Annotated in this window: 20 protein-coding genes; 4 read left to right on the top strand and 16 right to left on the bottom strand. The window is 39.8% G+C overall.

Annotation, left to right across the window (positions count from 1 at the left end):
* Positions 1 to 59: 59 nt before the first annotated feature.
* Entirely contained in the window at positions 60 to 182 is a 123-nt protein-coding gene (locus tag JK635_RS09900) for a GapA-binding peptide SR1P (protein WP_202653789.1), read from the bottom strand.
* A 258-nt stretch (positions 183 to 440) separates the two neighbouring features.
* Here JK635_RS09900 and JK635_RS09895 point away from each other — a divergent pair, with 258 nt between their 5' ends.
* Complete coding sequence (locus tag JK635_RS09895) at positions 441 to 875, top strand: DUF1885 family protein (protein ID WP_202654317.1); 435 nt, start codon at positions 441 to 443, stop codon at positions 873 to 875.
* A 28-nt stretch (positions 876 to 903) separates the two neighbouring features.
* On the opposite strand, the gene JK635_RS09890 is transcribed toward JK635_RS09895, so the two are convergent.
* The 6 genes from JK635_RS09890 to JK635_RS09865 all read right to left on the bottom strand — a co-directional run bounded on the left by JK635_RS09890 (position 904) and on the right by JK635_RS09865 (position 7,351).
* Complete coding sequence (locus JK635_RS09890) at positions 904 to 1,152, bottom strand: hypothetical protein (RefSeq protein ID WP_306792931.1); 249 nt, start codon at positions 1,150 to 1,152, stop codon at positions 904 to 906.
* 172 nt (positions 1,153 to 1,324) lie between these two features.
* Positions 1,325 to 2,740 (bottom strand): dihydrolipoyl dehydrogenase, encoded by a 1,416-nt coding sequence (gene lpdA / locus JK635_RS09885; RefSeq protein ID WP_202653787.1) that lies wholly within the window; start codon positions 2,738 to 2,740, stop codon positions 1,325 to 1,327.
* A gap of 4 nt (positions 2,741 to 2,744) precedes the next feature.
* The gene (locus JK635_RS09880; protein ID WP_202653786.1) at positions 2,745 to 4,058 is read right to left on the bottom strand and encodes a dihydrolipoamide acetyltransferase family protein; all 1,314 of its coding nucleotides are present in this window, start codon (positions 4,056 to 4,058) and stop codon (positions 2,745 to 2,747) included.
* 91 nt (positions 4,059 to 4,149) lie between these two features.
* Positions 4,150 to 5,127, bottom strand: coding sequence for an alpha-ketoacid dehydrogenase subunit beta (locus JK635_RS09875; RefSeq protein WP_202653785.1), 978 nt, complete (start codon positions 5,125 to 5,127; stop codon positions 4,150 to 4,152).
* A 3-nt stretch (positions 5,128 to 5,130) separates the two neighbouring features.
* Positions 5,131 to 6,231 (bottom strand): pyruvate dehydrogenase (acetyl-transferring) E1 component subunit alpha, encoded by a 1,101-nt coding sequence (pdhA, locus tag JK635_RS09870; RefSeq protein WP_202653784.1) that lies wholly within the window; start codon positions 6,229 to 6,231, stop codon positions 5,131 to 5,133.
* Positions 6,232 to 6,688: 457 nt separating this feature from the next.
* Positions 6,689 to 7,351 (bottom strand): YkyA family protein, encoded by a 663-nt coding sequence (locus tag JK635_RS09865; RefSeq protein ID WP_368857082.1) that lies wholly within the window; start codon positions 7,349 to 7,351, stop codon positions 6,689 to 6,691.
* Between the two features lie 182 nt (positions 7,352 to 7,533).
* On the opposite strand from JK635_RS09865, the gene def reads away from it, so the two are divergent.
* Positions 7,534 to 8,088, top strand: a complete 555-nt coding sequence (def, locus tag JK635_RS09860) for a peptide deformylase (protein ID WP_202653783.1) — start codon at positions 7,534 to 7,536, stop codon at positions 8,086 to 8,088.
* Positions 8,089 to 8,182: 94 nt separating this feature from the next.
* Here the strand turns inward: def and JK635_RS09855 are convergent, their stop codons facing one another.
* Positions 8,183 to 8,953, bottom strand: a complete 771-nt coding sequence (locus tag JK635_RS09855) for a Cof-type HAD-IIB family hydrolase (protein WP_202653782.1) — start codon at positions 8,951 to 8,953, stop codon at positions 8,183 to 8,185.
* Positions 8,954 to 9,481: 528 nt separating this feature from the next.
* Between JK635_RS09855 and JK635_RS09850 the strand changes: the two genes are divergently transcribed.
* Together JK635_RS09850 and rnjA are read left to right on the top strand one after the other, a co-directional pair.
* Positions 9,482 to 9,691 (top strand): DNA-dependent RNA polymerase subunit epsilon, encoded by a 210-nt coding sequence (locus JK635_RS09850; RefSeq protein WP_202653781.1) that lies wholly within the window; start codon positions 9,482 to 9,484, stop codon positions 9,689 to 9,691.
* A gap of 6 nt (positions 9,692 to 9,697) precedes the next feature.
* Entirely contained in the window at positions 9,698 to 11,365 is a 1,668-nt protein-coding gene (gene rnjA / locus JK635_RS09845) for a ribonuclease J1 (RefSeq protein ID WP_202653780.1), read from the top strand.
* A 108-nt stretch (positions 11,366 to 11,473) separates the two neighbouring features.
* Here rnjA and JK635_RS09840 read toward each other — a convergent pair whose 3' ends face one another.
* The 8 genes from JK635_RS09840 to cbpB form a co-directional block, all read right to left on the bottom strand.
* Positions 11,474 to 12,133: a potassium channel family protein gene (locus JK635_RS09840; RefSeq protein ID WP_202653779.1), complete on the bottom strand. Its 660-nt coding sequence runs from the start codon at positions 12,131 to 12,133 to the stop codon at positions 11,474 to 11,476.
* Between the two features lie 273 nt (positions 12,134 to 12,406).
* Complete coding sequence (locus tag JK635_RS09835; RefSeq protein ID WP_202653778.1) at positions 12,407 to 12,862, bottom strand: TlpA family protein disulfide reductase; 456 nt, start codon at positions 12,860 to 12,862, stop codon at positions 12,407 to 12,409.
* A gap of 68 nt (positions 12,863 to 12,930) precedes the next feature.
* Positions 12,931 to 13,479, bottom strand: coding sequence for a peroxiredoxin (locus JK635_RS09830; protein ID WP_202653777.1), 549 nt, complete (start codon positions 13,477 to 13,479; stop codon positions 12,931 to 12,933).
* 118 nt (positions 13,480 to 13,597) lie between these two features.
* Positions 13,598 to 14,716, bottom strand: a complete 1,119-nt coding sequence (locus tag JK635_RS09825) for an N-acetyldiaminopimelate deacetylase (RefSeq protein ID WP_202653776.1) — start codon at positions 14,714 to 14,716, stop codon at positions 13,598 to 13,600.
* A 57-nt stretch (positions 14,717 to 14,773) separates the two neighbouring features.
* Entirely contained in the window at positions 14,774 to 15,475 is a 702-nt protein-coding gene (gene dapD, locus JK635_RS09820) for a 2,3,4,5-tetrahydropyridine-2,6-dicarboxylate N-acetyltransferase (RefSeq protein WP_202653775.1), read from the bottom strand.
* Between the two features lie 74 nt (positions 15,476 to 15,549).
* Positions 15,550 to 16,437, bottom strand: coding sequence for a transcriptional regulator CcpC (ccpC, locus tag JK635_RS09815; RefSeq protein WP_202653774.1), 888 nt, complete (start codon positions 16,435 to 16,437; stop codon positions 15,550 to 15,552).
* 33 nt (positions 16,438 to 16,470) lie between these two features.
* Complete coding sequence (locus JK635_RS09810) at positions 16,471 to 17,973, bottom strand: MDR family MFS transporter (protein WP_202653773.1); 1,503 nt, start codon at positions 17,971 to 17,973, stop codon at positions 16,471 to 16,473.
* Positions 17,974 to 18,025: 52 nt separating this feature from the next.
* Positions 18,026 to 18,481, bottom strand: coding sequence for a cyclic-di-AMP-binding protein CbpB (cbpB, locus tag JK635_RS09805; protein ID WP_202653772.1), 456 nt, complete (start codon positions 18,479 to 18,481; stop codon positions 18,026 to 18,028).
* Positions 18,482 to 18,538 lie beyond the last annotated feature (57 nt).

Here is an 18,538-nt window from a genome sequence, read left to right as displayed (position 1 = left end):
AAAAAAAGAACAGGATTCCTAATGGGGATCCTGTTTTTATTGAATACTGACTAAATTTATTACGCTTCTTCTTCTGTATGATGGTCACAACAACAATTGCATTTTGAATAAAGAACGGTTACCTTTTCATCTTCAAAATGATCGATAGTTGAATTACAAATTTGACAGACTAGCGTACCCATCAGTCCCGATCTCCTTTTCATATGAAAATAATCCCACTACATGAAAGCGTTTAAACATCCTTTAAAAACATAATAATATATCACATTTTATTTATCAAGCCTAATTTGTATGTCACATTTAAAAAATAAATTAAAAAAGACCTTAATAGCCTTTTTTAGTCATAATCATATTTCAATTTTTTTACTATGAGTTGTACGTTATTTTATTCAATGCTAGAATAAAAATGAATAAACTATCTGCTGGAGAGGGGATTGATGATGACTGTTAATGCCTATATAAAACTTGTGCCTTCATCTGCAAAACAAACCATTACAATTGAAGAAGTAAAGGAATTATTCCATTACTATAAAAATATTACTTCAAAAACCGGAACCCAACTGGATTGGCAATACGAGGATGCGGCTTTTCCTTACGAAATCAAAGAAACGGAGGAAGGAAAAGGAAAGTGGTTTTATTTATATTCTGATCACGAAAGATACAATGTTATTCTCCTCGGGATTGATAAGGAAACCGTTCGCAATGAAGAGGGGGAAGAAAGAGAACAAATGTACATACAGGTTGGCCTTCCAGACCAAGCAACACATGGAGACAAAGGCAAGGCCAATGAATTTTGTAAATTTCTTGCTAAAAAGCTGCAAGGAGAACTTCATTTATTTAACAAGAGGATCATGTACTTTTATCCAAGAAAATAATCTTATAAGCTCCGAATAGGGGCTTTTTTTAATGGATAAATAATGCCATTGTATAATGGATAGAGGAATAGACAACCAAACTAAAGGTTGTGATAAAAAATGTTTTTCTTAGCGATTGTGTAACCTTATTGCCAATAATAAATGCCAAATAAAAAAAGACAAAAAACATCATCACTTTATATATCAATTGATCATGCTGCGACAGCCATTCAATAAATGTATAGCCGCTCCAAATCATAAATTGCAGCAGTATTACCACATAAATCCTCAACTTCATCACCACTTAAAAAACATATTATTTTGATATATATGTTTGACTTGTGTCTTATTTTCCACTTTAGTGTTTTTATTAAGAGAGAAAATAATTCCTGTCTAAAAGAAAAATTTATTCTATTTATGGACAAAAAAAAGTCCTTTCCACTTTATTTGTGAAAAGGACTTTCATTTACTTATTTAAGAATGTGAATCGGTGTTCCCAGTGCTACTTCTGCGGCTTCCATGGTAATTTCACCTAAAGTAGGATGAGCATGGATAGTCAAAGCAAGATCCTCAGCAGTCATTCCTGCCTCAATTGCCAGTCCAAGCTCGGCTATCATATCAGATGCATTGGCACCTGCAATTTGTGCCCCGATTACAAGCCCATCCTCTTTACGCGTAATTAACCTTAAAAAACCATCAGAGCTAGCAAGTGATAACGCACGGCCATTTGCTGCAAACGGAAATTTTGCTGCCGTTACATCAATTCCCTCTTCTTTGGCCTGCTGTTCAGTATAGCCAACAGATGCCAGTTCTGGATCAGAGAATACGACAGCTGGAATACCTAAATAATCAATCTCAGAAGGAAGACCAGAAATGGCCTCAGCAGCAATTTTGGCTTCATATGATGCTTTATGTGCAAGCTGCGGGCCGGGAACAATATCACCAATCGCATAAATATTACTTACGTTGGTCCGGCATTGTTTGTCAATTTCAACAAGTCCGCGCTCATTCACTTTTACACCCGCCTGTTCAAGTCCCATTTCATCTGTATTCGGACGGCGGCCAACCATAACAAAGACATAATCTGCTTCTACTTTCTTTTCTTCACCTTTGGCTTCGTATGTTACGACAACACCATTTTCGGTTTCTTCGACCCCTTTAGCGAACGCTTTCGTAACAATCTCGGCACCCTTTTTCTTCAAGCTGCGCTTAACCAGGGATGCCATTTGCTTATCGAATACACCCATGCCTAAGATTTCTTCAGCACCTTCTAAAATCGTAACCTGAGTACCAAAGTTAGCATATGCACCACCAAGTTCCACGCCAATCACGCCGCCGCCGATGACGACCAGCTTTTTCGGAATCTCTGGTAAATTGAGTGCACCAGTTGAATCCAGAACACGTTTTGAATACTTAAAGGTAGGAAGTTCAATCGGCCGTGACCCGGTAGCAATAATGGCATTTTTAAATGAATAAGTTTGAGCCGAATCACCGTTAATGACCCGTAATGAATGGCTGTCAACAAAATACGCTTCCCCACGAACAATGTTTACTTTATTTCCTTTTAAAAGACCTTCAACACCGCCGGTTAATTTTTTGACAACACTAGCTTTAAATTGCTGAACCTTTGAAAAATCCACTGTTACATTTTCCGCTGAAATTCCAAATGCATCCGAGTGTTTTGCCGTTTCATAACGGTGGCCAGCCGCAATGATGGCTTTAGAAGGGATACAGCCAACATTTAGACAAACACCGCCCACGTATTCTCTTTCAACAACGGTCACTTTCTGTCCGAGCTGTGCCGCACGGATGGCGGCAACATATCCCCCAGGTCCCGCACCGATGACTATAGTATCTGTTTCAATTGGGAAATCTCCAACTACCATTTTATTATGCCTCCATTAGTAATAGTTCTGGGTCGTTTAATAAGCGCTTAATATGATTCAAAGCATTTTGCGCTGTCGCTCCATCAATCATCCGGTGGTCAAAGCTTAAGCTGACCGCCAACACAGGAGCTGCGACGATTTCACCATCTCTGACAATTGGCTTTTCGGCGATACGACCGATTCCCAAAATCGCAACTTCCGGATGATTAATAACCGGAGTAAACCATTGACCGCCAGCCGAACCAATGTTACTGATGGTACATGAACCGCCTTTCATTTCATCCAGAGCCAGCTTACCGTTGCGGGCTTTGTCGGCCAATTCATTAATTTCTTGGGAAATTGTAAATACTGACTTGCGGTCGGCGTCTTTCACAACCGGTACTAATAAGCCTCTTTCTGTGTCTGCGGCAATACCTATATTATAGTAGTGCTTATGAACAATTTCACCTGCAGCATCATCGATAGAGGTGTTAAGTACTGGGTACTCGCGCAAAGCACTAGTTAAAGCTTTTACGACATATGGCAGGAATGTCAGCTTAATGCCTTTTTGTGCTGCCACTTCTTTAAATTTCTTCCGATGAGCAACCAGTTTTGTGACATCGACTTCATCCATCAATGTGACATGAGGCGCAGTATGCTTTGAATTTACCATTGCTTTGGCAATTGCCTTACGGATACCGCTTAATTTCTCACGTGTTTCTGGATATTGTCCTTGCGGAATGGCGGAAGCTGGTGCGGCTTCAACAGCATCGACGACAGCTTCTTGAACAGCAGATGCAGCTGGTTGAACCGCTTGAGCACCACCGTTTAGAAATGCATCAATGTCATTTTTCATAATTCGGCCGTTATTACCGGTTCCTGCCACTAAGTGGATATCTACACCTTTTTCACGGGCATATTTTCTTACGGATGGCATGGCAATAACACGGCGGTTTGGATCTACTTCAACTTGCTGTACTGCAGCTTGTGGAGCATTTTCAGATTTAGTTTCAGGTGTTGGCGCCACTTCAGGTGTTGCTGGCTCTTCTGGCTTTGCCTCTTCCTCACCCTGGTCCCCTTTAAATTGAAGATCCTCATATCCAGGTGCATCAAAGGTAACAAGTACCTGCCCTACCGTGGCGACCGTTCCTTCTTCCACTAAAACTTCTAGTACGGTTCCTTCAACTGGAGATGGAATTTCAACAACCGATTTATCATTTTGGATTTCACAAAGAACATCATCTTCATTTACTTTATCGCCTGGCTTAATAAACCATTTCACAATTTCGCCTTCATGCAGTCCTTCACCGATATCAGGCATTTTAAATTGAAATGACACAGTGTTTCATCCTCCTAGTTTTATCAAATATTTTGAGGTCATTTTTTAGTAGCAATAGGGAAATAGAACAGCTGTCCATTTCCCTGTTTCATTAAAATGTTAGTACTTTTTTTGCTGTTTCCATTACGTCTTTGTAATTTGGCAGCCATACTGATTCTGCTTGTGAGAACGGATAGACTGTATCTGGTGCCGTAACACGTAATACCGGTGCTTCCAAGCTTAAAATAGCCCGCTCATTAATTTCCGCTACCACATTTGCCGCAACACCTGCTTGTTTTTGAGCTTCCTGAACGACGATGGCTCGGCCTGTTTTTTCAACAGAAGCGATGATCGTTTCAACATCCAGCGGACTAATCGTTCTTAAATCAACGACTTCAACAGAATATCCTTCTTTTTCCAGTTCAGTTGCCGCTTTAAGTGACTCATGCACCATTGCACCATAAGTGATAATCGACAAATCTGAACCTTCACGTTTAACATCCGCTTTCCCAAGTGGAATTGTATACTCCTCTTCCGGGACCTCTTCACGGAATGCCCGGTATAACTTTAAATGTTCAAGGAAAATTACCGGATCATTATCGCGGATAGCTGAAAGTAATAGTCCTTTGGCATCATAAGGAGTCGAAGGAACAACCACTTTTAGTCCAGGTGTTTGGGCCATTAATCCTTCTAAGCTGTCTGAATGCAATTCGGGAGTATGAACACCGCCGCCAAATGGGGAACGGACAGTGATCGGCATATGGTAATGGCCGCCCGAACGGTAACGCATCCGCGACATTTGACCAGCAATGGAATCCATCGCTTCAAAGACGAAACCAAAGAATTGGATTTCTGGAATTGGACGGAATCCTTGCAGTGCAAGTCCAATTGACAAACCGCCAATACCGGACTCGGCAAGTGGGGTATCGAATACACGCTCCTCACCAAATTCCTTTTGAAGCCCCTCAGTTGCCCGGAATACTCCGCCATTAACGCCAACATCTTCGCCAAACACTAAAGTATTCGGATCATTTTTCAGTTCAGTGCGCAATGCATCTGTAATTGCTTGAATCATTGTCATTTGAGCCATGGCTTACTTCGACTCCTTTGCTTGATAAATTTCATATTGTTCTTTTAGGTTATAAGGCATTTCTTCAAACATGATCGAAATTAAATCGGTCACCTTTTGTTTTGGAGCAGCATCCGCTTTTTTGATGGCCTCCTTAATTTCTTCCTTAGCCTGTTCAATTACTTCGTTTTCCTTCGCCTCACTCCATAAACCTTTGTTTTCAAGGAATTTACGGAATCGGACAAGCGGGTCTTTCTTTTCCCATTCGTTATCCAGTTCAGCAGTACGATAACGAGTAGGGTCATCACCTGACATCGTATGTGGACCGTAACGGTAGGTCAGGGTTTCAATTAAACTTGGACCTTCACCATTAATCGCACGTTCGCGAGCTTCATGAGTAGCAGCATAAACAGCCAATGGATCCATTCCATCAACTTGAATTCCCGGGATTCCAGCTGCCACCGCTTTTTGTGCCAATGTTTTGGCAGCTGATTGTTTTGCAACAGGAGTCGAAATCGCAAAACGATTATTTTGGACAACAAAAATGGCTGGCGCCTTAAAAGCACCTGCAAAGTTCATTCCTTCATAGAAGTCCCCTTGCGAAGTACCACCGTCACCGGTATACGTAATTGCGACAGACTTTTTACCGTTCTTTTTCATTCCTAAAGCAACACCTGCGGCTTGTACATACTGGGCCCCGATTATGATTTGTGGAGACAAAACATTAACACCATCGGGAATTTGGTTTCCTTGGAAATGTCCACGGGAAAATAGGAATGCTTGATATAATGGCAGTCCATGCCAAATTAATTGTGGCACATCACGGTACCCCGGTAAAATAAAGTCTTCTTTTTCAAGTGCAAACTGAGAGGCCAATTGTGAAGCTTCCTGTCCGGCAGTTGGTGCATAGAAACCTAATCTTCCTTGCCGATTCAAAGAAATTGATCTTTGATCAAGAATACGGGTATACACCATCCGACGCATTAATTCTTGAAGCTGTTCATCCGTTAAAGCCGGCATTGCTGCTTTATTTACAATTTCCCCATCCTCATTAAGAATCTGCAATGTTGGAAATTGTTCTTCAACTATTTCCAACGCCTTTCTTGCATCCGTTTTTGAAGCCATCTTGTTCACATCTTCCTTTCTATTTCAATTTAATAATTGATGAAATCCACCTTAATAGGATGCCCAAAAAATATCTGTAAGCATGTAATAATGCATTCATTTGAGCTCCTTTTAAAATTCACTGCATTTTCGAAAATTAACTATAGTTAACCTTTCACAAAAAATACAAGTTAAAACACAAGAATCATTTTCTTCCAGCGGATTGTTCTGTATTATTTTTTATACCTAAAAAAATAATACAACTATCGATCTCAATATCGAGTTTACAATATTCATTTATCATCGTCAAACACTTAGCATTATAATTTTTCACTACGTTTATCTTATTAAATAAAAATAGTTCTTTTAATTACTGTTTCATTTTTTGAATGAAAACTGTTATATAAAAACGTATTAATTTCTCCCATTGTTATAATATAGAAAAATCGGCTCATGATGAGCCGATTTTTTAAGCTAATTATTTATTTGTCGCTAAGCCTGCTTTTTTGTAAAAACTAAGCTTTTTCTTGTTGTATTGTTCTGTAAGTTGATTGAATTCTTCATTGGTAGCCGAGATTGTCTTATAAATTTTGTTCAGTTTATTGACTTGTCCCTCAAGCTCCTGCAGGGGAAGGTTCTTATTTTTAAACATTTCGTATAACTTTTTATCGTTTTTTAAGGCATCATTATATTCAAGACTCAGTTTTTCGTGGGCCTTATACCGTTTTGACATAATATCAGCTAACTCACTCGTAATTTTTCTTAAATCTGGGTCTTCTAATTTTCCGATAAGCGGTTTAATTTTTTTAAATTCCTGCTCTGATTCCTCTATGCTTTTAGTTTCTTTATCCATCAGTTTTTTCCTCTGGTTGACGGAAGCAATGGCTTCATTGGAAAGTTTAACAATCTGATCATACTGTTTCAATCCTAGGCGAATGATTTGATTATAAAGATTTTTTTCCTTTTTTTCTAATGTGACAAGTGGTTTTTGCTGCTGTTCAAATACCTTTTCCTTTGTAACGGTCTTCTCTAAGACATGATATATTTCCTCGACGGTTGTATTTTTCTTGGCACAGCCTGATAACATGACAAAAATTGCAATAACCGTTATAATAAAGTGACTTTTTCTGATAGTTTGCACTTTAATCCCTCCTAATCACTTTTTTACTATAGCGATGTCCGGTTTTTTTACAATGGCCGTGTTAAGCAACCTGCTGATTTAAAAATCAACAATAACATTGCCATCCCAAAATATTAAAAGAGAATTTATAAAATTGTTTAGTAGACTAATTCATAATAAATGGAATTACAGGAGTGAACGTCATGATAACAATGGATAATATTATTCGAGATGGCCATCCAACACTTCGGAAAACAGCTGAGGAGGTTGTAATGCCACCGTCTGACGAAGATAAACAAATACTAACTGAGCTTTTGGAATTTCTCATTAATAGCCAAAATCCAGAAGTTGCAGAAAAATATGGTCTCCGCCCGGGAATTGGGCTGGCAGCACCACAAATCAATGTATCCAAACGAATGATTGCTGTTCATATCGTCGGTGATAAAGGTGAGCTTTATAGCTATGCCCTCTTTAATCCCAAAATTATCAGCCACTCTGTTGAAAGAGCCTATTTAAAATCGGGGGAGGGCTGTCTCTCCGTAGATGAATCCATTCCAGGCTATGTTCCTCGGTACGCAAGAATAACTGTAAAAGGATTCGATGTAGACGGAAAAGAAATAAAACTTCGCCTAAAAGGACTGCCAGCCGTTTGCTTTCAGCATGAGATTGACCATTTAAACGGGATCATGTTTTATGATCATATCGATAAAAACAACCCATTAAAGCCAATCGAAGGCGCAATTGAGATTGACAGCTAGACAATTTAAAAAGAGACTGTCCCAACCGGTGTCAGGTTCCATTAAATTTTATGGGGTCTGACACCCTCTCTTTTTAGACAGCCTTACACCTTCTTTAAATAAGTTTCAATTCCTTTAAACCGTTCCAAATGCCATCTTCGGACACATCACTTGTAACAAAATCAGCAAGTTCCTTCGCCTGTGGAACCCCATTGCCCATAGCAACGCCAATTCCGACTGTTTTCAGCATTTCCAAATCATTAAGTCCGTCTCCAAAAGCATACACATCTTGTAAAGCAAACCCCAGTTCCTTTATCAATTTTTTTATTCCTTCTGCCTTTGAGCCGCCTTTGGGCAGTACATCAACTGCCAATGGGTGCCAACGAATGAAATGAAAGTGATCGTACTTCGTTAAATATTGCTGCTCGTCACCTTCTTGGCAAAAAAGCAGTGTTTGATAAATTTTTCGCTTTGAATAAAATTGATCATCTTTATTTGGATGAGGAAAACCCAGCGTAGCCAAACTTTCTTGAATAAAACGATGCTTGCTGATACTCGCCTTCATGGTTTTCTCATTCATGAACACAAGCGGGTGGTTATTATTCTTGGTATCGGATAATAATTCTTCTAATCCCCCTTCCGATAAAGGATTTTCATAAATAACCTGGTTTTCAAAAACTACGTATTGGCCATTAAAACTTACAAACGAGTCTATCTCCAATTCCTCACGCAAATGTTCAAACATAAACGGAGCTCTTCCAGTTGCAATCGCCACAAAAATACCGTTCTCTTTTAATTTCTGGATTGCTTTCTTTGTACTATTAGGAAGGCTTTTTTGTTGATCGAGCAATGTTCCATCTATATCGAAAAAAACAATTTTCTTCATACAGGTCCCCTTCAATCTTGATCCAGTATCTATTTTTTCCCTTAAACCCTAAACTACATTTACCAAATTGTCAATTGGCCCTACGTTAAATTCCATGATTAACCATGAAAAAATCCGCTAATTCCTCATATACTATCTAATAAAAAAGCACGGTACACACTTCTTTCCACAAGGAATAAAAAACGTCCATTTATTTCTGTTAAAAATTTTCAACATTTTTATGATTGCTCGCTTTACTTTGGACAAGGATGGTTTAAAATAAAAGTAAGGAGATGACCCACTATGTTAAAGAAGCTAAGAAAGAAGCTCTTGAAACAGTGGAAAGATTTATTACGAAAAAAATCAATTGCCTAAAAAATTTTGAGCCCTTCAAGTTGCGAAGGGCTCCTTCCTTATTGTAAATTGATATTCAGTGATTCTTTTCAGATCGTTTTCTGCTCAGTTTGAGGAATTCAAAGAAAATAAATGAAAAAGATGAAAATGTTTTATATAATAGAAAAAGTTATATGATTAAGGAGCGGGATTGCCATGATTTTTAAAGTTTATTACCAAGAATCAATTAATGAGGTACCAGTTCGAGAAAAAACAAAAACCTTTTTCATTGAGGCTGAATCTGTAAGAGATGTTTACGCTAAAATTGGAGACCGCGGTTATAACATCGAATATATACAAGAAGTGAAGGGAGCTTATTTACAGTATGAACAACAAAACGAAGACTTTAAAGTATTGGAGATTTGATAATATATGAAATTTGTAAAGAATGATCAAGCTGCTGTTTTTGCCTTGGGAGGGTTAGGTGAAATTGGCAAGAACACGTATGGAGTACAATTCCAGGATGAAATTATTTTAATCGATGCTGGAATCAAATTCCCCGAAGATGAATTATTAGGTATCGATTACGTAATTCCTGACTATACTTATTTAATCAAGAACGAAGATAAAATAAAAGGCCTATTCGTAACCCATGGGCACGAAGATCATATTGGGGGCATTCCTTATTTACTACGGGAAATAAATATCCCTATTTATGGCGGCAAGCTTGCTCTTGGATTAATAAAAAACAAATTGGAAGAGCATGGTTTGTTACGTAACACGAAATTGATCGAAATTAAAGAAGACGATGTTATAAAGTTCCGCAAAACTTCTGTTACCTTTTTCCGAACCACTCACAGTATCCCTGATTCTTATGGGATTGTTGTAAAAACGCCACCGGGACAAATTGTTCACACTGGCGATTTTAAATTTGATTTTACCCCGGTTGGGGAACCAGCAAATCTGACAAAAATGGCTGAAATCGGAAAAGACGGTGTCCTTTGTTTACTATCAGATAGTACGAATAGCGAAATTCCTGATTTTACCATGTCTGAGCGTCGTGTTGGAGAAAGTATTCAGGATATTTTCCGTAAGGTAACTGGACGAATTATTTTTGCAACTTTTGCCTCAAATATTCATCGCCTTCAACAAGTCACGGAAGCAGCCATTACAAATGGCCGGAAGATTGCCGTATTTGGACGAAGCATGGAAGCGTCAATAAATATCGGGCTTGATTTGGGCTATATAAGAGCACCGAAAGATACCTTTATCGATGCAACGCAAATTAATCGCCTACCCGCCGAAAAGGTTACCATTCTATGTACAGGAAGTCAGGGTGAACCGATGGCGGCTCTATCAAGAATTGCCAATGGAACCCACCGCCAAATCCAAATCATCCCTGGTGATACAGTTGTCTTTTCATCATCACCTATACCGGGAAATACCATTAGCGTCAGCAGAACGATTAATATGCTGTATCGAGCAGGTGCAGATGTTATTCATGGCAAATTAAGTAATATTCATACATCCGGTCATGGCGGACAGGAAGAGCAGAAACTGATGCTGCGTTTACTCAAACCAAAGTTTTTCATGCCAATCCATGGGGAATACCGGATGCAAAAGATGCATGCTAAATTGGCAGTCGACTGTGGTGTCGAAGAAGAAAATTGCTTTATTATGGATAATGGCGAAGTTTTAGCTCTTTCCGATTCAACCGCACAAGTAGCCGGAAAAATTCCATCCGGGTCTGTTTACATCGATGGAAGCGGAATCGGAGATATCGGGAATATTGTCCTTCGCGACCGCAGAATTCTTTCTGAAGAAGGTTTAGTTGTTGTTGTTGTAAGTATCAACATGAAAGAATTCAAAATCGCCTCCGGGCCGGACCTCATTTCCCGCGGATTTGTCTATATGCGCGAATCCGGTGATTTAATCAATGACGCACAAACTTTGATTACCAAACACTTAAATAAAATAATGGAACGAAAAACAAGCCAATGGTCGGAAATCAAAAACGAAATTACCGATACATTAGCCCCTTTCCTCTATGAAAAAACAAAACGGAGACCGATGATTTTGCCAATTATCATGGAAGTTTAAAATAGTACAAGCGTGAGCGCCTCGCACTAAAGGTCTGTTCCTTTTAACCTGAAGAGACAGCGCTAAAAATTACTATTAAAAAGAGAAGCGTGACCACGCTTCTCTTTATTATTCCATAACTTTTTTCTCAAAGCGATCAATGTCAGTATCCGTCCCAATGACAATTAGGACATCATTGACTTGAATCATTTCAGAGGCCTGTGGTGAAACAATAATATCTCCGCCTCTTTTAATGGCCACAATGTTTAACCCATATTTCTTGCGAATGTCCATATCCATAATGGTATGGCCGCCAAGTTTTGCGTTTGCCACGATCTCAACAATGCTATGTTCTTCTGACAGCTCGAGATAATCGACAATATTGCTTGAGATCATATTATGGGCAATCCTTCGGCCCATATCTCTCTCCGGGTGGACAACGTAGTCGGCACCGATTTTTCTTAATACCTTTTCATGGTAATCATTTTGGGCCTTTGCGGTAACAAAAGGCACTCCCAACTCTTTAAGGATTAATGTTGTTAAAATGCTTGATTGGATATCATCACCAATGGCGACAATGACATGATCAAAATTGCGGATCCCCAAGCTTTTCAATACTGCTTCATCGGTTGTATCGCCAACCACAGCATGGGAGGCAATCATCGAAAACTCATTTACCCGTTCTTCATTAATATCAATTGCCAATACTTCCATCCCTTCATCCGTTAAAGTACGGCAAATACTTCCTCCAAATCGTCCGAGACCAATCACTGCAAAACTCTTTTTCACAAGAACTCCCCCAACCGTTTCTATCCTTCATAATGTTATCATTTTAGCACCTTTTTACCGAAAACCAAAGGAATTAACGATCAACCTTTAGGTCTATTCTTGCGTTTTTTGTATACAAATACGACTGCAATAATCAGCAGAAATAGCAGCGCAAGAATTGGCAGATTGCCAAAAATAAAAACCATAGCGAAGTTACAGTTTTGGAGAAATCCCATATTTATAAGCAAAAAAACTGCTCGTTTAATAAAAACGAACAGTTTAAGAACTTTGTGCTTATTCTGCTTTTTCCATTTCAGCTAAAACCCGGTTTACTCGTTTTTCCAGCATCTTCATACCGCTGCCACCTGCTTGGAAGTGACGGAGCAGGCCATCTTTGTCAAATACATAATAAGCAGGAACGTACTGATTTTCAAAGGCATCTGTTAATTTATGTTCACTATCAACAAAAATTGGCTGGGTGATCCCGTGTTCTTCGGCAGCTTTCTTAATCTCTTCAATATTTAGATCATTTTCTGATCTAGGCATATGGACAGCCACGACATTCAATTTATCCTTATATTGATCGCGAAATTGATTGACCTGCGGCATTGCTTCTTTACATAAATGACAGCTGATCGACCAAAAATGAATAAGGGTTGGTTTTTCACCGACCAGTTCCTCCCTTGTCACTTGGCCATTCAACCATTCAGCAGCCCCGGTTAGTTCCGGCATTGGCTCACGTAACTTCATAGTTAGCCCCCCTTATGCTAGAATAGACCTAACACAATCCAGTTAGGTCTATCCGGTTAGTAACAAAATTAAACTTTTAAGGTAGCCTGTCCAGGTTTCCAGTTAGCCGGGCAAAGACCACCGGTTTGCAATGCTTGGAGCACACGCAAGGTTTCATCTACACTGCGTCCGATATTATTATCATGAACAACAGCATACTTTAATTCACCTTCAGGATCGATAATGAACAACCCGCGAAGTGCAACACCCTCTTCTTCAATTAAGATGCCGTAATCCCGTGTCACTTGTTGATTATGGTCAGCTGCTAATGGATAATTTAATTGACCAATCCCATTATCTTTCCGATCGGTATTAATCCAGGCAAGGTGGGTATGAATTGTATCAGTTGAAACGCCGATAACAACTGCGTCAAGATCATCAAATTCTTCAAAACGATCTGACATTGCGATAATTTCCGTTGGGCATACAAAGGTGAAATCCATTGGATAGAAGAACAGTACTGTCCATTTGTCATTCTTCATATTTTCTTCGAGACTAACTTTTCCAAATTCTTTGTTGGGCATGACCGCTTCCATTTCAAAGCGAGGAGCTTGTTTACCTACCATACGTTCCGGCATTTTAAATCCCTCCAAATATATTTTAATAGGCAACGGAATTTTACCAAATTTCGCTTTATTCACGATCATTTTAGCATAATGAACCAAACCATCAAAACAATAACATTTTCAAACCCGTTTAATTGCCCTTATATGTTAAATAGTCGGTCATCATTCGTACAGCCACCCCGATTGCTTCCTCTTTTGGGTTTAGTTTGGCATTATGCAAGCCGAATGGGGTATCGACACCAAGCCAAAACATAAAGCCGGGAATTTCTTTTAACATGTAGCCAAAATCCTCCCCAGTCATGGCCTCTCTGCATTCAACCAAGGTAATATGGGGATCCTGCCTTATAAAGTCGATAAAATCTTTGGTCAATTCTTCATGATTATAGACCTGATAATACATGGATCCATAGTCGATTTTCGCCCCACACTCAAAGCCTGCCTCAATTCCTCTGACTATTGCTTCAATTCGCTGTTTGACTTTCCCCATTGTTTCCGGTGACAAAGTGCGAATTGTGCCCTCAAGCCTTGCCTTTTCCGCGATACTATTTTGTACGGTTCCCCCGGTAATTTTTCCAATTGTAATCACTGCGCTATCTAACGGATTTATATTTCGGGAAACGATCGTCTGCAACTGTGTGACAAGGTTACAGGCGGCAATCACCATATCATTTGTTTGATGGGGAAATGCGGCATGCCCCCCCCTGCCTTGGAGGTCGATAAACAATTCTGATGTATTTGCAAATAATAAGCCTTCTTTAACAGCTATTGTCCCCACCGGATACTCCGGAGCGATATGCAAGGCAAAGATCATATCTGGCATCCATTCCTGCATTTCTTTCGAATGCAGCATCGGCTCGGCACCACCCGGTCCCTCCTCTGCCGGTTGAAAAACAAACAAAAGATCATCGGCAATCGGATTATGGACAAAATGCGTAAGCAATCCTAAAGCAATCGTCATGTGGAAATCATGCCCACAAGCATGCATATTTTCTGGATGTATCGAGGAAAACGGCAGCCCAGTTTCTTCTGGTATCGGCAATCCATCAATATCGGTCCTGTAGCCAACCATTTTACTCGGATTCCTACCGGGGACCTTTACCAGTAAACCGGTCTTCCATTTTTTTATTAGAAGACGTTGTTGCGGTAAGGATTGGATGTATTTTAATAAATAAGCCTGCGTTTTAAATTCCTGAAATCCCAGCTCAGGTATTCGGTGAAGCTCTCGGCGAATTTGAATGAATGGATTCATAATTTCTCTCCTTTAAAAAGAAGCGTGGAATATTCCACGCTTTAAAGTAAAGTGATTTTATAACTGACGAAGTTCCTGCATGATTTCGGTTTTGGATTTTGTTTTTTCGTCAATGTCTTTTATTTTTCTTGCTGGTATTCCGGCAACTACCGTATATGGTTCAACATCCTGGGTAACCACGGCACCAGCAGCGACAACTGCCCCTTTACCCACGGTTACACCTTCAAGCACCACAGCATTGGCACCGATCATGACTTCATCCTCAATGACTACCGGCTTAGCCGACGGTGGTTCAATAACTCCGGCTAACACTGTTCCGGCACCAATATGACATTTCTTTCCAACGGTTGCTCTACCGCCAAGAACAACACCCATGTCAATCATTGTATTTTCGCCAATGACAGCCCCAATATTGATAACTGCTCCCATCATGATGACAGCATTATCACCAATTTCAACTTGGTCGCGGATAATGACCCCCGGCTCAATACGGGCATTAATATGCTTAGTATCTAATAATGGAATCGCAGAATTGCGGCGGTCGCTCTCAATGACATAATCTTCAATTTTGGCTTTATTGGCGTCAATTACGGCTTCAATTTCAGACCATTCACCAAATACAATTCCAGTGGGTCCATTAATAAAGGTTTTTGCATTGCTGCCAAAATCAATTCCTGCTAAATCCCCTTTAAGATAGACTTTAACCGGTGTCGATTTTTTACTATTTTGGATAAAAGAAATAATTTCATGTGCATCCATACTGCTCTGTCCCCCTATTCCGTACTAAAAAATACTTTAACAAACAAAAGCTGTGAAAACAAGAAAAAATCATCCTAGTGATGGTTAGATTCCCTAATATGTTCTTTGACAACATCGACAAACGCTTGAACCTGTTTTAATTGAAAGGCAGATTCGTATCCTAACAACCATGTATCCCTGGCAACAGGATTGTTATTTTCATCAACAAGGGGAATTTTAAAGATACTTGATCCAGCCTTCGTTAAAGTGATCGAAGGTAAAATGGCATACCCTATCCCATTAAAGGCCATTTGTTTGCACGTTTCGATTTGATCGACGACAACCGTTCTTTTCGGTGATGTTTTAAAATTTCGCAGCCACCAATCCTGGATTTCCTGGTAATAATTCGAATCACTTTTAAATTGAATAAAGGGACGGTCTGTTTCCAATACTTGTTCAGGCCTGGTAATTTCCCGATCAACCAAATATAGTGGATCGTTAAAAAGATGGATTTTGGCGCCCTTCCAATCCGGCGTTCCTCTGATAATGCCGATATGTACTTGGTCATCGTACAAACATCTTAATATTTCGCTGCTCCATCCCGTAATCAGTGATATTTTAACCTGGGGAAATTTATCGACATACTTTTTTAGCACTTCCGGCAGCCAGTTCTGTCCAACGATCGAAGCTACGGCAATTCTCAGGGTGCCGGATACACCTTCTTGAAGGGAGTAAATCGTTTCGCGTACCTTTTCTTCCTTTTTCAGTACGTCGTTGACAAAATCAATCACTAATTCACCAGCAGGAGTCAATGATAACCCCTTTTGTGAGCGAATAAATAACTTTGTCCCCCATTCCTTTTCAATTGATTGCAGCCGCTGTGACAAGGCCGGCTGTGACACAAATAACCGGTCAGACGCCTTGCGCATATTCATCTCTTGCGCCAAAACCGCCAGTAATTGAAATTCCGATAATGAGGACATTGATTCCACACCCCTTTGCAAAAGTTTAGTAAACTATACGGAACGGTCGCCATTTTTCGGTATAAACAAGATAAATAACATACTGATGACCGCAAAAATCAGAACAACATCATAAACGGTATGTAACGAATGCGTCAGCCCTTCCTGTAAGATTGCGCGAACAGAACTGGATAATTTCCCACGTTCCTCCACTTTCAACAGCTTATTTGCATCATTAACTGTTAATGAAACGTTTCGTTCATGGAAAAAATTCATCATCCGATTATTCAGGATTCCACCTAAAAGAGCTGCCCCAATGGTATTTCCCAGATTTCGCATAAACATATTTGCCGCTGTTGCAATTCCCCGCTGTTCCCAGCCGACAGTGCTCTGAATCGAAACGATAAATGCTGTTGACGTTAACCCCATGCCACAACCGATTAAAAAAGAGCCAATTGCAGCCCATAGCGGACCTGAAGATGGCAACATTGTTACAAACATGATACCGCCAAAAATTAGAAATAAACCGCCAATGATGGAAGTCTTTCGGTAGCCTATGTTTAAGAGCAGCCGTCCCGAAAGCGTTGAGGCAATCGGCCAGCCAATCGACATCGTTGTTAAAGTAAACCCAGCAATAATAGGGGTTTGTTCCATCACGCCTTGAACAAATGTCGGCAGAAAACTGGAAATCCCAATTAGCATAATCCCCGTTGTCAGCGACACGATATTAGCAATAAAAATGGATCTCTCTTTCCAGATTGAAAATGGCATCACGGGTTCTGCAGCCTGCTTTTCCCGAAAAATAAAACCAAGCATGGAGACAGCTGCAACAGTAAATAAACTTAAAGCCTGCCAAGATCCCCATGTCCAACGGCTCCCGCCTTCCACCAACAAAAACATGATAGAAGATATCGTGATCGTTAATAAGACAGCCCCGCTATAATCAATTTCATGCTTTTTCCGATGAATATTTTCATGGAGAAACAGCCATAATCCGACCAACGATAGAATTCCAAGCGGAATATTGATCCAAAAAACATACTTCCAACTGACATACTGAACCAACAGCCCGCCAATTGCCGGACCGGTAATCGCTGAAATGCCCCAAACACTGGAAAGATATCCTTGAACCTTTGCCCTTTCCTCGGGCGTATATATATCGCCAACTATCGTAGTGGCGATTGGGGTAACGGCACCGGCGCCCAATCCTTGAATCAAACGAAAAATAATTAACATCTGCATCGAACTGGCGAAACCACAAAGGATGGAACCGATTAAAAATAAAATGATCCCTACAGTAAGAATAGGTTTGCGCCCAAATAGATCAGATAATTTGCCATAAATCAAGACAGTAACAGAATTCATTAATAAGTAGGCTGAAAACACCCAGCTATATAAAGTAAATCCACCTAAATCGGCAACAATTGCCGGCATAGCCGTTGAGACAATGGTTGCTTCAATCGCCCCCATAAACATTGCCAGCATTACAGCAGCTAATACCAGAGGTTTTTTGGTCATTTTTTTATTTTGCATCGATTGATCTCGAGACGCTTCCATGATAACACCTCCAAATTCCCGCCAAAAATTACGGCTCCCTTACATTGGGAGCCTAATATTTTTCGTACAATTTAAATCTTTTCACCATTTTATTTAATTGATTCAATACTGTACTCCTAGGCAAAATTCCCTCGAAGTAACCATCTTCTGTCTCTACACAGAGAAATGGGTGATTCACAAGTAAATCAAGACATGTTTTTAATGGAGCAGAAATTTTAATCCTTGGGATAGATTTTTTCATAACCTCTTCTACCCGTTTTTTCTCCAGTTGTTCAAATTCGATTCTCTCTAATCCGAGGATGGAATCCATAATGATCGGTGTACTGATTAACCCATGAAGCTTATAATGTGGATCTAGCACAGGAATTGCGGTATATCCGCTTTTCGTTAATACCAAAAGCGCGTGTTCAAGATTATTGCCAATTTGTACATGGGCCACCCGTTCAGATGGAATCATTAATTCTTTAATCGTTAATTCTAAAAATTCTCCGCTGGGAAGACTAATCATCGTCGAAAACTCCTCAACATTTGATTTCACAGCCTTATTCTATCATAGTTAGCGGAT

The sequence above is a fragment of the Neobacillus paridis genome (genome assembly GCF_016765675.1).
In the GTDB taxonomy this organism is placed as follows: Bacteria; Bacillota; Bacilli; order Bacillales; family Cytobacillaceae; genus Neobacillus; species Neobacillus paridis.
Note: the sequence above shows the minus strand (reverse complement) of the source record. Positions and strands in the feature narration are given on the sequence as shown.

Coding starts and splice junctions, on each gene's coding strand:
- JK635_RS09900 (WP_202653789.1), bottom strand. CDS start 182: ATGGGTACGCTAGTCTGTCAAATTTGTAATTCAACTATCGATCATTTT.
- JK635_RS09895 (WP_202654317.1), top strand. CDS start 441: ATGACTGTTAATGCCTATATAAAACTTGTGCCTTCATCTGCAAAACAA.
- JK635_RS09890 (WP_306792931.1), bottom strand. CDS start 1,152: ATGAAGTTGAGGATTTATGTGGTAATACTGCTGCAATTTATGATTTGG.
- lpdA (WP_202653787.1), bottom strand. CDS start 2,740: ATGGTAGTTGGAGATTTCCCAATTGAAACAGATACTATAGTCATCGGT.
- JK635_RS09875 (WP_202653785.1), bottom strand. CDS start 5,127: ATGGCTCAAATGACAATGATTCAAGCAATTACAGATGCATTGCGCACT.
- pdhA (WP_202653784.1), bottom strand. CDS start 6,231: ATGGCTTCAAAAACGGATGCAAGAAAGGCGTTGGAAATAGTTGAAGAA.
- def (WP_202653783.1), top strand. CDS start 7,534: ATGATAACAATGGATAATATTATTCGAGATGGCCATCCAACACTTCGG.
- JK635_RS09855 (WP_202653782.1), bottom strand. CDS start 8,953: ATGAAGAAAATTGTTTTTTTCGATATAGATGGAACATTGCTCGATCAA.
- JK635_RS09850 (WP_202653781.1), top strand. CDS start 9,482: ATGATTTTTAAAGTTTATTACCAAGAATCAATTAATGAGGTACCAGTT.
- rnjA (WP_202653780.1), top strand. CDS start 9,698: ATGAAATTTGTAAAGAATGATCAAGCTGCTGTTTTTGCCTTGGGAGGG.
- JK635_RS09835 (WP_202653778.1), bottom strand. CDS start 12,862: ATGAAGTTACGTGAGCCAATGCCGGAACTAACCGGGGCTGCTGAATGG.
- JK635_RS09830 (WP_202653777.1), bottom strand. CDS start 13,479: ATGCCGGAACGTATGGTAGGTAAACAAGCTCCTCGCTTTGAAATGGAA.
- JK635_RS09825 (WP_202653776.1), bottom strand. CDS start 14,716: ATGAATCCATTCATTCAAATTCGCCGAGAGCTTCACCGAATACCTGAG.
- dapD (WP_202653775.1), bottom strand. CDS start 15,475: ATGGATGCACATGAAATTATTTCTTTTATCCAAAATAGTAAAAAATCG.
- ccpC (WP_202653774.1), bottom strand. CDS start 16,437: ATGTCCTCATTATCGGAATTTCAATTACTGGCGGTTTTGGCGCAAGAG.
- JK635_RS09810 (WP_202653773.1), bottom strand. CDS start 17,973: ATGGAAGCGTCTCGAGATCAATCGATGCAAAATAAAAAAATGACCAAA.
- cbpB (WP_202653772.1), bottom strand. CDS start 18,481: ATGATTAGTCTTCCCAGCGGAGAATTTTTAGAATTAACGATTAAAGAA.